8 protein-coding genes are annotated in these 14,948 nt (G+C 68.5%); all 8 read left to right on the top strand.

The window, feature by feature from the left end; translation table 11 throughout:
* The first annotated feature begins 70 nt into the window (after positions 1 to 70).
* Positions 71 to 2,251: a sodium-translocating pyrophosphatase gene (locus ASF61_RS03980; protein ID WP_082491189.1), complete on the top strand. Its 2,181-nt coding sequence runs from the start codon at positions 71 to 73 to the stop codon at positions 2,249 to 2,251.
* Positions 2,252 to 2,283: 32 nt separating this feature from the next.
* A complete protein-coding gene (locus ASF61_RS03975) occupies positions 2,284 to 2,937 on the top strand; it encodes a hypothetical protein (RefSeq protein WP_056151390.1) in 654 nt (217 codons plus the stop codon).
* A gap of 129 nt (positions 2,938 to 3,066) precedes the next feature.
* On the top strand, positions 3,067 to 3,825 hold the full coding sequence (locus ASF61_RS03970) for a 3-hydroxyacyl-CoA dehydrogenase (protein WP_056151388.1): 759 nt from the start codon (positions 3,067 to 3,069) through the stop codon (positions 3,823 to 3,825).
* Between the two features lie 110 nt (positions 3,826 to 3,935).
* Positions 3,936 to 5,765 carry a gamma-glutamyltransferase gene (ggt, locus tag ASF61_RS03965; protein WP_056151386.1) on the top strand — a complete coding sequence of 610 codons (1,830 nt, stop codon included), beginning with the start codon at positions 3,936 to 3,938 and terminating at the stop codon, positions 5,763 to 5,765.
* An 18-nt stretch (positions 5,766 to 5,783) separates the two neighbouring features.
* Positions 5,784 to 6,965: a patatin-like phospholipase family protein gene (locus ASF61_RS03960; protein ID WP_056151384.1), complete on the top strand. Its 1,182-nt coding sequence runs from the start codon at positions 5,784 to 5,786 to the stop codon at positions 6,963 to 6,965.
* Positions 6,966 to 7,011: 46 nt separating this feature from the next.
* Complete coding sequence (locus ASF61_RS03955; protein WP_082491196.1) at positions 7,012 to 12,033, top strand: two-component regulator propeller domain-containing protein; 5,022 nt, start codon at positions 7,012 to 7,014, stop codon at positions 12,031 to 12,033.
* Positions 12,034 to 12,163: 130 nt separating this feature from the next.
* The gene (locus ASF61_RS03950; protein WP_056151380.1) at positions 12,164 to 12,904 is read left to right on the top strand and encodes a response regulator; all 741 of its coding nucleotides are present in this window, start codon (positions 12,164 to 12,166) and stop codon (positions 12,902 to 12,904) included.
* 275 nt (positions 12,905 to 13,179) lie between these two features.
* A complete protein-coding gene (locus tag ASF61_RS03945) occupies positions 13,180 to 14,940 on the top strand; it encodes a hypothetical protein (RefSeq protein WP_056151377.1) in 1,761 nt (586 codons plus the stop codon).
* Positions 14,941 to 14,948 lie beyond the last annotated feature (8 nt).

Below are 14,948 nucleotides of genomic sequence, written 5' to 3'. Positions count from 1 at the left end.
TTTTTTCATGGGCTGCTCAGCGAGTCCCCGTTTTTGACGTTCGTGCAGTTCGACAACGAGAGGGGACATCATGGCAGCCAGTCTGTGGTTAGCAGTGGGTTGCGGCGTCATCGCCGTCATTTATGGCCTGTGGTCGCGCGCCTGGATCCTGCGCCAGGATCCCGGCAACGCGCGCATGCAGGACATTGCGCTGGCGATCGAGCAGGGCGCGGCCGCCTACCTGGCGCGCCAGTACCGCACCATCGGCCTGGTGGGCGTGGTCCTGCTGGTCCTGATCGCCATCTTTCTTGACTTTAATACCGCACTGGGCTTCCTGATCGGCGCCGTGCTCTCGGGCGCCTGCGGCTTCATCGGCATGAATGTGTCGGTGCGCGCCAATGTGCGCACCGCGCAGGCGGCCACGCGCGGCATCAACGCCGCACTCGACGTGGCGTTTCGCGGCGGGGCGATTACCGGCATGCTGGTCGTCGGCCTGGGCCTGCTGGGCGTGGCGCTGTTCTTCCTGTACCTGACCGCCGGCCTGCCGCCCGACCTGGCGGCCGCCACCGTCAATACCCACCAGCTGCTGGAACCCCTGATCGGGCTGGCGTTCGGCGCCTCGCTGATCTCGATCTTTGCCCGCCTGGGCGGCGGCATCTTCACCAAGGGCGCCGACGTGGGCGCCGACCTGGTCGGCAAGGTCGAAGCGGGCATCCCCGAGGACGATCCGCGCAACCCGGCCGTGATTGCCGACAACGTCGGCGACAATGTCGGCGACTGCGCCGGCATGGCGGCCGACCTGTTCGAAACCTATGTGGTCACGCTGATCGCCACCATGCTGCTGGGTGCACTGTTGATGGCCAACGCGCCGGTCGCTGCCGTGGTCTATCCGCTGCTGCTGGGGGCGGTTTCGATCATCGCGTCCATCATCGGCTGCGCGATGGTCAAGGCGCGCCCGGGCAAAAAGATCATGGCGGCCCTGTACACGGGCCTGTGGTGGGCGGCCGGGCTGTCGCTGCTGGGCTTTATCGCGGTGACCTGGGGCGTCTGGGGGGATCCGGCGCTGCGCCTGCGCCTGCTGGGCTGCACTGTGGTCGGCATTGCGCTGACCGGCGTGATGGTGTACGTCACCGAGTACTACACCGGCACCGAATTCGCGCCGGTCCGGCACATCGCGCAGGCCTCCGCCACCGGCCACGGCACCAACATCATCGCCGGCCTCGGGGTGTCGATGAAGTCCACCGCCTGGCCGGTGCTGGCCGTGTGCGCGGCGATCCTCGTCGCTTACCAGCTCGGGCAGCTCTATGGCGTCGCCATCGCGGCCACCGCCATGCTGTCGATGGCCGGCATCGTGGTCGCGCTCGACGCCTACGGACCGATCACCGACAACGCCGGCGGCATCGCCGAAATGGCCGGCATGCCGGAGGCGGTGCGCGCCATCACCGACCCGCTCGACGCGGTGGGCAATACCACCAAGGCCGTCACCAAGGGCTATGCGATCGGCTCGGCCGGGCTGGCCTCACTGGTGCTGTTTGCCGACTACACCCACGCGCTGGAAGCGGCCGGGCGCAGCGTGCTGTTCGACCTGTCCAATCCGATGGTGATCGTGGGACTGATCATCGGCGGCCTGGTACCGTACCTGTTCGGCGCGATGGCGATGGAAGCGGTGGGCCGTGCCGCCGGCGCCGTGGTCGTGGAGGTGCGGCGCCAGTTCCGCGACATCGCCGGCCTCATGGAAGGCCAGGCCAGGCCCGAGTACGACAAGGCGGTCGATATGCTGACTGCCTCGGCCATCCGCGAAATGATCGTGCCGTCGCTGCTGCCGGTGGTGGTGCCGGTGATCGTGGGCCTGCTGCTGGGCGCAGCCGCGCTGGGCGGCATGCTGATGGGGACCATCATCACCGGGCTGTTCGTGGCCATTTCCATGACCACCGGTGGCGGCGCCTGGGACAACGCCAAGAAATACATCGAGGACGGCCACCACGGCGGCAAGGGGTCCGAGGCGCACAAGGCGGCCGTCACCGGCGACACCGTGGGTGACCCGTACAAGGACACGGCCGGCCCGGCAGTCAACCCGCTGATCAAGATCATCAACATCGTGGCGCTGCTGCTGGTGCCGCTGTTGCCGGCCTCGGGCTGGCTGGCGGTGAGCGCGCCGGTGGTGGCGCAGGTGGGGGCGACTACGCCCACGCTGGCCCCTACAAGCCCGACAAGCCAGGCAGCCACCAGACCCGCCACCAGCCGCGCGCCGGGCCTGTCTCGAAGCCGGTAGGCTGGTACGATATCCGGCAGGAGGAGACCATCATGCAACGATCAATCATCGGTAAGAAGCCGGGCCTGCGCGCAGATCGCCGGCTGGGCGTCCGGCTGGGCGTGGCGGCGTGGCTTGCGGGCGCGCTGCTGGCAGCTGGCGCGCTCGCGCACCAGCAGGTGCCACAGACTGCGCCAGCGCCACAGTTGTCCACTCCGGCGCCACCGCGCGCGCCCGAGGTCGATACCGAGAAAGAAGCCTATGCCAAGCTGCCGCCCTGCAAGCTCAGCGACGATGGTACGCGCCTGGCCGAAGAGCCGTGCCGCACGGCCAAGGCGCTCGACCCGATGCCGCGGCGCCCGGTGCCGCAGGCGATCGAGCGGGTCTCGCCCGCCGAAAGCGATCCGCGCGATGCGGCCAGACCGCCAGCGGCCACGACGCCGGTGCCGGGGGCTTCGCTGCGTGGTACGCCGTTGCCCGCCACGCCGTCGCGGGTACTGCCCACGCCACCGCGGCCGCTTACGCCGGCCACGCCCTCGCGCATCGATCCCGTTGCGCGTCCCGGCGCGCCGGTGCCCACCGCCGGTTGCGACGCCGGCGGCTGCTACGGTCCCAACGGCCAGCGCTACAACAACGGCCCCGGCAACACCGTGGTCAGTCCCAGCGGCAGACTGTGTTCGCGCAACGGCGCCTTCATCCAGTGCTGAGCGGCAGGTGCATCGCCGGTATCTCTGCGCACTGAAAGTCGTTACAATCGCACGGTGATGTTGACGTTTACGTCAACGTAAACCTAAACTCGGCGATCATCGACAATCGGCCTTACTCGTGGAGACACCATGCAAATCAAAGAACAGGTATTCATCATCACCGGCGGCGCTTCGGGCCTGGGCGCCGCCACTGCGCGCATGCTGGCGCAAGCTGGCGGCAAGGTGGTGCTGGCCGACGTGCAGGAAGAGGGCGGTCGCGCGCTGGCGGCGGAACTGGACGGCGTGTTCGTGCGCTGCGATGTGACGTCCGAGACCGATGCGCAGAGCGCGGTGGCGGCAGCCGTTTCACTGGGAACGCTGCGCGGCCTGGTCAACTGCGCCGGCATCGCGCCGGCCGCCAAGACCGTCGGCAAGGAAGGCGCGCATGCGCTCGACCTGTTCCAGCGCGTGGTGGCGATCAACCTGGTGGGCACCTTCAATATGGCGCGCCTGGCGGCCGAAGCGATGGGCAGGAATGCGCCGCTCGACAACGGCGAGCGCGGCGTGATCATCAACACTGCGTCGGTGGCGGCCTACGATGGCCAGATGGGCCAGGCGGCGTATGCGTCGTCGAAGGCGGCGGTGGCCGGCCTGACGTTGCCGATGGCACGCGACCTGGCGCGCAGCGGGATCCGCGTGATGGCCATCGCACCCGGCATTTTCGAGACGCCGATGATGCTCGGCATGCCGCAAGAGGTGCGCGACGCGCTCGGTGCCATGGTGCCGTTCCCGCCGCGCCTGGGCAAGCCGGACGAATACGCCCAGCTGGCGCGCGCCATCATCGAGAACACCATGCTCAACGGCGAGGTGATACGGCTCGACGGCGCCATCCGCATGGCGGCCAAATAGGCTGGCGTGAGCAAATAAGCATCAAGTTCAGCAGTAAACGATTTAAACGATTTCGTGTACGATGGCCGTTCAGGCGCGCCGCAGGTTGCGTGCCCCGACCCGGAGATCCCATGACACGTTTGAAGAACCTGGCGCTGGCCGCCGCCGTGCTGGGGGCGTTGCACGCTCCCGCTTTCTATGCCCCCGCGTACGCCCAGCTGCAGGCGCCGGCCAGCGTGCCGGGCAAGGTCGCTGGCAGTGCGCACGACGTGGCGCCCGAAATCGCCACCGGCTACACCGAAAAGGCCGGCAAGTCATCGCAGAAGTTCATGGTGGCTGCCGCCAATCCTCTTGCGACCCAGGCCGGGTACCAGATCCTCAAGCAGGGCGGCGCGGCCATCGATGCGGCCATCGCCACCCAGATGGTGCTCACGCTGGTGGAGCCGCAATCGTCGGGCATCGGTGGCGGGTCGTTCCTGATGTACTCGGACGGCAAACGCGTGCAGTCCTACGATGGCCGCGAGACGGCGCCGGCCGCCGCCGACGAGCACCTGTTCCAGGACAAGGATGGCAAGCCGGTATCGCGCGAGACCGGCGTGGTGGGCGGGCGCTCGGTCGGTGCGCCCGGTGTGCTGCGCATGCTGGAGCTGGCCCACAAGCAGCATGGCCGGCTGCCATGGAAAGCCCTGTTCGCGCCGGCCATCAAGCTGGCCGACGACGGCTTTGCCGTCAGCCCGCGCCTGAACGCGCTGCTCCGGTGGGACAAATACCTGGCCCGCGATCCGGTGGCGCGCGCCTACTTCTTCGACGACGCCGGCCAGCCGCGCCCGGTCGGCTACGTCCTGAAAAATCCCGAGCTGGCGCGCACGCTGCGCGAGATCGCCGACGGCGGCGCCGACGCGTTTTACAAGGGACGCATCGCGCGCGACATCGTTGCCAAGGTGTCCGGCCATCCGACCAATCCCGGCAAGCTCACCGCCGCCGACATCGCCGGCTACCAGGCCAAGGAACGCGCGCCGATCTGCAGCGACTACAAGGCGTGGACCGTGTGCGGCGCGCCGCCGCCGTCGTCCGGTGGCATCGCCATCGCCCAGATGCTGGGCATCCTGGAAGTGAAGGACATCAGTCCCTACAAGCCGGTCAACGGCATGCTCACCGCCGACGGCATCCACCTGTTCAGCGAGGCAGGGCGCCTGGCCTACGCCGACCGCAACCGCTACGTGGCCGATACCGATTTCGTGCCGCTGCCGGGCAAGGGCGTCGCGGCCATGCTCGACAAGCGCTACCTGGCCAGTCGCGCCGCCCTGATCGGCGACAAGTCGATGGGGCACGCCAATTACGGCACGCCGGCGACCATGGACGTGGCGTGGGGACGCGACACGGCAATCGACAAGCCCTCCACGTCGCACCTGGTGGCGGTGGACGCCTACGGCGGCGGCCTGTCGATGACGACGTCGGTGGAAGACGCTTTCGGTTCGCGCCAGATGGTCGATGGCTTCATGCTCAACAACCAGCTCACCGATTTCTCGTTCGACTCGCAGGACGAGAACGGCCCGATCGCCAACCGGGTGCAGGCCGGCAAACGCCCGCGCAGCGCCATGTCGCCGACCCTGGTGTTCGACAAGGGCACGCACCGGCTGGTGCTGGCCACCGGCTCGCCGGGCGGCTCCACCATCATCAACTACGTGGCCAAGGTGCTGGTCGGCACCCTGGACTGGCAGCTCGACGTTCAGCAGGCCATCAGCCTGCCCAACCTCGGCAGCCGCAACGGTCCGACCGAACTGGAAAAGAATCGCGTCAGCGCCGAGGTGATCGCGCAACTGAAGGCGCGCGGCCACGAGGTGCGCGAGACCGAACAGAATTCGGGTTTGCAAGGCATCCAGCGGCGCGTGGTGGACGGCAAGGCGCAGTGGTTCGGCGGCGCCGATCCGCGCCGCGAAGGCGTGGTGCTGGGGGATTAAACCTGCTACGCTGGCGTCATGGGACGTCAAAAGAAAACAGGCCTGATCCTCACCGGCGGCGGCGCGCGCGCCGCCTACCAGGTGGGCGTGCTACAGGCCATCTCCGAGATCCTGTGGGAGGCGGGCTGGCCGCCGGCGCGCAACCCGTTCGACATCATCTGCGGCACCTCAGCCGGGGCGATCAACGCCACCGCGCTGGCCTGCCGCGCCGACAACTTCGGCGAGGGCGTGCAGAAGCTGCTCGACGTGTGGCAGAACATCGAGGTGGCGCAGGTGTACCGCGCCGATTCGCTCGGTGTGCTGCGCTCGGGCGCGCGCTGGCTTTCGCTACTGTCGTTCGGCTGGCTGCTGCGCAAGTGGCGCGCGGCGCCGCCGGCGTCGCTGCTCGACAACACCCCGCTGGTCGGACTGCTGCACCGCATGCTCGATCTGCCCCGGCTCGACGCCGTGCTGTCCGAAGGACTGCTGCACGCGCTGGCGGTCACCGCCTCGTCCTACACCGCCGGCAACCACCTGACGTTTTACCAGAGCGCCGCCGACATCGCGCCCTGGGTGCGCATGCAGCGGCTGGCGCTGCAGGACCAGATCGGCGTCGAGCACCTGCTGGCGTCGTCGGCGATCCCGTTCATCTTTCCACCCACGCCGCTCTACCTGGGTGGCCACCGCGAATTCTGCGGCGACGGCTCGATGCGCCAGCTGGCGCCGATTTCGCCGGCCATCCACCTCGGCGCGCGCAAGGTGCTGGTGGTGGGCGCCGGGCGCCTGACCGAGGCGCCCAGGGCCGATGGCGGGGACGAGCAGGGCACGGCGCGCCATCCGAGCCTGGCGCAGATCGCCGGCCATGCCATGTCCTCGATCTTCCTCGATTCGCTGGCGGTCGATATCGAACGGCTCGAGCGCGTCAACAAGACCCTGTCGCTGCTGCCGGAAGCGCTGCTCGAGCAAACCCCGCTCAAGCCGGTCAGGCTGCTGGTGATCGCGCCGTCGGAACGGCTCGACGACATCGCCAGCCGCCATGTGGGCAGCCTGCCGGCGCCGATCCGCACGCTGTTGTCCGGCATCGGCGCCACCGAAAAGCGCGGCGCCGCCCTCGCGTCGTACCTGTTGTTCGAATCATCGTATACTTGCGACTTGATCCGGCTGGGTCAGCGCGATACCCAGGCGCGCAAGGAAGACGTGCTGGCGTTCTTCGAATCCTGAGCATACCCCGCGTGGGAGACCCCGTTTTTTGCGTGCCCTGACCAACATGTGTCTCCGCCTGCTGGTGCCGGCCCTGCTGCTGTGGGGACTCGGCGCGGCCGCCGCATGGGGCAGTGCGCCGCCGCGCACGCTGCGCTTCGAGCAGCTGAGCGTGGAGCACGGGCTGGCGCAGGAGTCGGTGCTGGCCATCGCCCAGGACCCGCAGGGTTTCATCTGGCTCGGCACCCAGGCCGGCCTGACCCGCTTCGACGGCTATCGTACCGTAAGCTACAAGAGCGCGGTGTCCGACCCGCGCGCGCTGGTCGATAACTGGGTGCGCGTGCTGCATGTCGATCCGTCCGGCCGCCTGTGGGTTGGCACCGACGGCGGCCTCGATCGCTACGATCCCGCCACCCGCACTTTTGTCCATTACCCGCCGCAGGAGGCAGCCCAGCGCGGCAACGGTAACCGCCACGTGCGCGCGCTTGCCGACGATGGGCTGGGCGGGCTTTGGGTGGCCACTGCCGACGGCCTGCACCGGCTCGACCCCGCCACCGGGCGGTACACCAGCCGCCACCACGATCCGGCCGACCCGGGCAGCCTGGCCAGCGACCAGGTCAACGCGCTGGCGCGCGACGCCGCCGGCCGCCTGTGGGTCGCCACCGCCGCCGGCCTCGACATGCTGGCGCCGGGCGCCGCGGAATTCGTCCATTACCTGCCCGACGACGGCGGCGACAGCCGCGTCAACGCGGTGCTGGCGCTGCAGGTCGACAGCCGGCAGACGCTGTGGGTGGGCAGCATGGGCGGGCTGGAACAATGGCGCGTCGACGGCGGCGGCCCGCCGCAGCGCCGGCGCCTGGGACCGGCCGAAGGGCTGCGGCCCGGGACCAGCATCACCGCCTTGTACGAGGATGTCGAGCAGCAGCTGTGGATCGGCACCCAGGCCGACGGCCTGCTGCGCTGGATGCCGGGCCAGCAGCGGCTGGTCCACTACCGCCACCAGTTCAGCGACCCGCACAGCCTGGCCGACAACCAGGTGTCGGCGCTGTTCCGCGACCGCGTGGGCACGTTCTGGGTGGGCACCTGGAACGATGGCGTCAGCCGGGTGGACATGGGCAGCGGCGGCTTTGCGCGCATCGTGCGCCACATCGAGGACCCGGATGCGCTGTCGGACAACAAGGTGCGCGCAATCGCGATGGCCGCCGCGCCCGAGGGTGACGGCTTGCTGTGGCTGGGCACCGGTGCGGGCCTGAACCTGTACGACCCGAAGACCGGGCGCAGCAAGGTGTGGCGCCGCGATCCGGCGCGGCGCGGCGGCCTCAGTGACGACCAGGTGACGGCGCTGTGGCGTGCGCCGGACGGCAAGGGGGGCTTGTGGATCGGCGGGCGCGCGGGCATCAACCAGCTCGATCCCGCCAGCGGCACCATGCGCGCGCTGTCGTTCGTGCGCGGCGACCCGGCCAGCGACACCATCCGCAACATCGTGGCCGACCGCAGCGGCGTATTGTGGATCGCCAGCCGCGGCGGCCTGCACCGGCTCGATCCGAAGACCATGGATGTTCACACCTACCGCCACAACCCGGCCGACAGCTCCAGCCTGGCCGACAACGTGGTGCGGCCGGTCCTCGAAGACCGGCGCGGACGGCTGTGGGTGGGCAGCTTCAACGGCCTCGATCTGCTCGACCGCGCCACCGGCACATTTCGCCACTTCCGCCGCAACCCGGCCGATCCCCACTCGCTCAGCCACGACGAGGTGCACTGCCTGTACGAGGATGCGCAGGGGACGCTGTGGGTGGGCACGGCCGCCGGCCTGAACCGAATGCAGACCGGCGCAGACGGCGCCGTCACCTTCCGCCGCTACCTGCGCAGGGACGGCATCGCCGACGATGCGATCGCCGCCATCCTGCCCGACGGCGCCGGCAACCTCTGGCTCAGCACCAACAGCGGTCTGTCGAAGTTCAACATCGCCACCGGCATGGTGCGCAACTACAGCGACGCCGACGGCACCATCGAGGGCGCGTACTTCGATGGTGCGGCGCTGCGCACGGCGGACGGCACGCTGTATTTCGGCGGCTTCAATGGCGTGACCGCGTTCGCGCCGCAGGCCGTGCGCGAAAACAGCGTGGCGCCAGTGGTGGCGATCACCGACTTCCAGGTCTTTAACAAGTCGCTCAGCGCCGGGCAGGGCGATCACCCGGACGTGCTCACAACGGCCATCGAGCAGACCGGCGCGCTGACGCTGCGCCAGGCCGATTCGGTGTTCTCGCTGGAGTTTGCAGCTCTGCACTACGCGGCGCCGCAGCGCAACCGCTACGCCTACCAGCTGCAGGGCTTCGACGAAGACTGGGTGATGACGGACGCCAGCAAGCGCTTCGCCACCTACACCAATCTCGACCCCGGCCACTACGTGTTCCGCGTCAAGGCCGCCAACAAGGACGGCGTGTGGAACGACAGCGCCGCCACGCTCAACATCACCATCCTGCCGCCGTTCTGGAAGACCTGGTGGTTCCGCACGCTGGCGGCGCTGCTGCTGGCCGGCGCCGCCTACGCCGCCTACCAGGCGCGCGTGCGCAGCCTGCACCGCCAGCAGCAGCGCCTCGAGGAACTGGTGGAGTCGCGCACGGCCGAAGTGCAGCACAAGAACCGCCTGCTGCAACAGCAGAAGCAGGAACTCGAAGTGCGCCGGCTCGAAGCGGAAGCGCAGCGCGCCGATGCCGAGCAGCGCCGCCTGGACGCGGAGCGCCAGACCGGGGAAGTGGAAAAGGCGCACCGCAATATTTCCGTGCTGAGCGAACTGGGTCGCGAGATGAGCGCCACGCTCGACATGGAAACCCTGATGAGTACCGTCTACCGCCACGTGCAGGACCTGATGCACGCGGAGATCTTCGGCATCGGCTTCGTGCGCGCGCAAGATGGCGTGATCCACTTTCCGTTCGCGGTGGAGGACGGCGTGCGCGCGGTGCCATACCAGCGCTGGCTGGACAACCCGAACCAGCTGGCGGTGTGGTGCCTCACGCACGGCAAGCCGCTCCTGATCAACGACCTGCAGGCCGAGTACCGGCAGTACATGGACGACAGCGGCCTGGAACTGGTGGCGCTGCCGGTGCGCGTGGACGGCGTGCGCATTCCCGGTGCGCTGTCGATGATCTATGCGCCGCTGGTGGTGGGCGACCGCGTGGTCGGCCTGCTCAGCGTGCAGAGCCTGAAACGCAATGCCTACCGCCAGGTGGACCTGGACCTGCTGCAGACGCTGGCCTCGCACGCCGCTGCCGGCCTGGAAAACGCGCGCGCCTACCAGCAGCTCGAAGACACGCTGCAAACGCTGCGTCAGACCCAGGCGCAGCTGCTGCTGCAGGAACGCCAGGTGCGGCTGCATACCGAGGAGCTGGCGCTGGCCAACCGCGCCTTGCAGGACAACGACGAGCGGCTGCGCCAGGCCAAGCAGAAGGCGGAAGACGCCACCCGCCAGAAGTCCGAGTTCCTGGCCAATATGAGCCACGAGATGCGCACCCCGCTGGCCGGCGTGATCGGCATGCTGGGCTTTGCGCTGCGCGATCCGGCGCTGCAGGACGCCACCCGCGAACAGATCCTGCGCGGCCAGGCCAATGCCCAGTCGCTGCTGACCATCATCAACGACCTGCTCGATTTCTCCAAGATCGAGGCCGGCAAGCTCACCATCGAGAACATCGACTTTTCCCTAAGCGCCACCGTCGAAAACGTGGTCAGCCTGTTCGAGGAGCAGGCCGCCGCCCACAGTGTCGGTTTCGAACTGGTGTTTGCCGACGACCTGCCGCAGTTCGTGGTGGGCGACCCCACGCGGCTGCGCCAGGTGCTGGTCAACCTGGTGGGCAATGCCTTCAAATTTACCCGCAGCGGCAGCGTGACCATGCGCGTGGAGCGGGTGGCCGCAGCCGGGGAGACGGCGGCGGACATCGCTGCGCTGGCCGGGCGCAAGGGCGCGATCCACCGCATCCGCTTCCTGGTGGAGGATACCGGCATCGGCATCGAAGCGGCGGCGATCCCGCGCCTGTTCCAGAAGTTCGAGCAGGCCGACGCCTCAACCACGCGCCGCTACGGTGGCACCGGCCTGGGGCTGGCGATCTGCCGCCAGCTGGTGGAACTGATGGGCGGCACCATCGACGCCGTCAGCGCACCGGGCGAGGGCAGCACCTTCATGTTCGAACTGCCGCTGGCCAACGGCGTGGCGCCGCCGACCGTGCCGCACGTGCCGCGCGAGCCGCACAGCCACCAGCTGCGCGTGCTGTGCGCGGAAGACTTCCCGACCAACCAGATCATCATCCGCATGCTGCTCGAAGACCTCGGGCACAAGGTGGACATCGCCGCCAACGGCGCGCTGGCGGTGCAGGCCTGCGCGCTCACGCGCTACGACCTGATCCTGATGGACGGGCGGATGCCGGAGATGGATGGCGCCAGCGCCACCCGCCTGATCCGCGCGGGCGGGCCGGAGGACGCGCCGGTGCGCGACCAGGAACTGATGATCATTGCGCTCACCGCCAACGCCAGCGAGGAAGACCGCAGCCGTTACCTGGCCGCCGGCATGGACGATTTTCTGACCAAGCCGATCGACGAAGACAAGCTGCACTTCCAGCTCAGCCGCGCGATCGAGCGCCAGCTGCAGCGCGGCGTCCCGCTGCCGCCGATGGCGCCGCGCGCGGTTCCGGCGGCGCCGCCGGCAAGGCCGGGCGAACGGCCGCACGCTGCAGTGCCGGACCTCGATGCCATGTTCGGCGTGGCGCCGGCCGCGCCGGCGGTGTCCGACATGGCGCGCCTGGCCCGGCACAGCGGCGTGGCCGATCTCAGCGCGCGGCTGCGCAGCGCCTTCCGCCAGGACGTGCCGCTGCGCCTGGCCGAACTCGACGCGGCGATCGCGGCCGGCGACGCCGACACGGCCGGCCGCCTGCTGCATGGCATGAAGGGCAGCGCCGGCTACCTCGAGGAGCAGGCGCTGCAGGCATTGTGCGGCGAACTCGAGACCTGCGCCGACCGGGGACAGTGGCAGCAGCTCAGCGCCGCGCTGCCGCGCCTGCGCGCGCTGCTGGCGCAGGCCGGCAGTGCTGGCAGCCAGTAGCTGCTGGTTGCCGCCGGCAGCAGGGGCAAGACGGAAAATTTGCTTGCACGTCCCCGGCGATTCAGGCAGTGTTGAAGCTGTTGGAAGACCGTGCCTGAATACCGAGGCAGACGCAGGAACAGGGAGAAACATGAAAGTTCTGGTAGTCGACGACGATGTCGTCTCGCGCATGGTGCTGATGCACCTGATCGACAGCTGCGGCAAATTCGACATCGTCGAAGCAGAAGACGGGCTCGATGCGTGGAAGCAGCTTGAAGGCGGCCTGCGGCCGGCCATCTGTTTTTGCGACCTGCGCATGCCGCACCTGTCCGGCCTCGACGTGCTGCAGCGCGTAAAAAGCGATGCCGGGCTGGCCGCCATGCCGTTCGTGCTGGTGACGTCCGCGTCCGAGAAGGAAGTGATGCAGGAAGCGTCGAGCGCGGGCGCTGCCGGCTACATTGTCAAGCCCTTCCAGGCCGAACAGGTGCGCGTGCACCTTGCCGCCTTCCTCGACCAGGCCGCCCACGGCCACACCCACCAGGCCGAAGATCCGGCCGCCACGCTCAAGCGCCTGGGCATCAACGCCGAGCGCCTGCTGGTCTACCTGAACGGCTTCCGCAACCAGCTCACCGCTGCCAGGGCCGACCTCGAGACGCTGCTGGGGCACGGGGATCAGGCCGGTGCGCAGGCGCGTCTCGAGCGCCTGCTGGCCGGTTGCGTCACGCTCGGGCTCGACGGCGCGGCAGCATCGCTGCAGGGATTGCTGGGCAATGGCGAACCGGCTGCGCCGGTCCCCCGGCTGTCGGACGAAGCGGTGCAGGCAGTGCTGGCCGACGTGCTGCGCGCGGTCGAGCAGCAGGCGACCTTGGTACGCGCAAGCGACGTGTCCTGACGCCGTTGCCGGCCGGATGCACGGCGGCGGCTGCGAACCGGCGCGCCACATCGGGTGACTTTTCGTTAAAACTATAGCAAGAAACGGTAACAAAGAATTATCGTGCATCGCACTACGATTTGTGAGATATTCGCTGCGGTTATGCCCAGCTCTCGCTCTTGCGGATGAAACTGTTTTCACGGTGAAATCATTTGCGCAGTGCAGCGTGGAAACACAGAACTCTCTCAGCTTGTGCTATGTTCGATCGAAAATTTTTACCAGGCAGACGGACGACCGTGCTGGCGTGCGGCGTCGTGCTGCTGGCCCTGTTTGCGCCGGCACTGGTGTTCGGCGCCCGCGCTTCCGACGATATTCCCTGGCACTTCATCTGGCTGCAGTCGTACCTGGATGCTGTCCGCCACGGCGAGCTGTACCCGCGCTGGATGCCCGATGCGATGGCCGGCATGGGCAGCCCGGCGTTCTATTTCTATCCGCCGTTTGCCACCATGTTTTTCGCGCTGGTCGACATGATCTTCCTGCATCAGCTGCCGCTGGCGTACGTGATCGCGGTATCGGCCTGTGCGATGGGGTTGGCGTCGGCCGCCTTCTTCTACAGCTGGGCGCGCAATTTCGCGTCGGTACGGGTATCGGCACTGCTGGGGCTCGCTTACGCGGCGGCGCCATACCATTTGCTGACCGACTACTACAACCGAGGCGCCCTCGGCGAGTACGCCGCCTATGTCTGGGTGCCGCTGATCTTCCATGCCGCGCACCGCTACCTGGTGACCGCCGGCGTGCGCTGGCTGGCGCTGCTGGCCGCCGCCGTCACCGGCCTGTTTTTCACGCACCTGCTGTCGGCCATGATCGTGGGGCCGGTGATCGCCGCCTATGTGCTGCTCGCGCTGTTCGGCAGGCAACGTCGTGGCAATGCCGGGCCTGGCATAACGGTCACGCTGGCCAGCATGGTGGCGGTGGCGCTCTTGGCCGTGGGCGTGGCCGGGCTGTATTTCATTCCTGCGCTGACCCTGTTCGATGCCGCCAATACGGCTGCGCTGTACGCGCGGCCGATCGAAGCGACCAGGCTGTTCGCCAGGTTGTCGGTGCACGATAACCCGGTCGTGACGCGGTACACGCTGTTTGCCGCCATCTACCTGGCGCTGACCGCTTACCTGCTGGCCGAATACCTGCGGGCGCGCCGCCGTGCCGCCGTGGCGCCGGCCGGCCTCGGCACCTCCGGCGCCACGGTGCTGATGTGGACCGTGGTGACCGCGCTGTGCGGGCTGTTCATGTGGGGCAAGCTCGGCTTCGTTTTCGAGGCGCCGTCGCCGTATCGTTCGCTGCAGTTCCTGTCGCGCCTGCTGATCGTGGTGGAGTTCGTCCTGCTGACCCTGGTGGCCGTGGTGTTTGCCGTGTTGCCGGCGCCGGCCGAGCGTCAGCGCATCGCCAGCGTGCTGCTGCTGGTGTTTGCCGGTCTGCTCGTCTACCAGGCGCTGGCGCTGTTCAAGAAGTTCGAGCACATGCCCATCGCAGTCAACGAGGTGGCGCTGTCGCCACGCGTGCAGTACCGCATCACGCCGCCCGAGTACTATCCGAAGGGCGCGCCGTTTGCCAGCGCCGTCGACCAGCTGTTGCCGCAACTGGCGCCGCACCTCGACGCCAGTGAGCAGGCCTGGATCGTGGACGGCAGCGGCCGCATCGAGACCGTGGCCCAGTCGCATGGCGACTTCGTGCTGCGCGTGACGGCTGCCACCGCGGTGTCGGTCGCCATCCGCCAGTTTTATTTCCCCGGCTGGGTGGCGCAGGACCAGCAGGGCCGGCGCTTGCCGGTGACGGCCGCCACGCCGTTCAGGTTTGCCACCGTGCAGGTAGGCGCGGGGACGCATACGCTGCGCATCGCGCGCGAGCCGCTGCCGGTCGAAGGCTGGGCAAAAAAACTCAGCAGCCTGTCGCTGGCGCTGCTGTTGATGGTGCTGGGTGCGCTGGGATGGGCGGCGCGGCGCCGCGCATCCCGTGCCGCACCCGCTATGTCGCCTGCGACGTTGAACAGGAGTCGATAAATTGGCCG

This window comes from Duganella sp. Leaf126, from assembly GCF_001423125.1.
Taxonomy (GTDB): domain Bacteria; phylum Pseudomonadota; class Gammaproteobacteria; order Burkholderiales; family Burkholderiaceae_D; genus Rugamonas.
This window is presented reverse-complemented; position numbering and strand designations above follow the sequence as displayed.